Annotated in this window: 1 pseudogene; it reads left to right on the top strand. The window is 51.0% G+C overall.

The features are described from left to right. Positions 1 to 165, top strand: a pseudogene (locus tag ACLHZ1_RS20875) (IS5/IS1182 family transposase); the annotation flags it as partial. Positions 166 to 253: the final 88 nt, after the last annotated feature.

Raw genomic sequence — 253 nt, 5'->3', positions numbered from 1 at the left:
CGCCCCGGCAAGGTAAGAACCTTGAAACAGCATCCACGCAAGAACAAAACGGCCATCAACATCGAATACATGAAAGCCAGCATCCGGGCCAAGGTGGAGCACCCATTTCGCATCATCAAGCGACAGTGCATATTCCGGTCGAAAATGAACACCTATTCCGGTTTAAAATGAACGCTGATTCCGGCTTGCGTGTACACCGATTCCGGACACCTCAGTGCACGTACTCTGATGTCAGATGAACCGTCCTGTTCCA

This window comes from Aeromonas sobria (assembly GCF_050266975.1).
GTDB classification, from domain to species: Bacteria; Pseudomonadota; Gammaproteobacteria; order Enterobacterales; family Aeromonadaceae; genus Aeromonas; species Aeromonas sobria_B.
The sequence above is the reverse complement of the archived record's forward strand: the minus strand, read 5'-3'. Positions and strand labels throughout refer to the sequence as shown.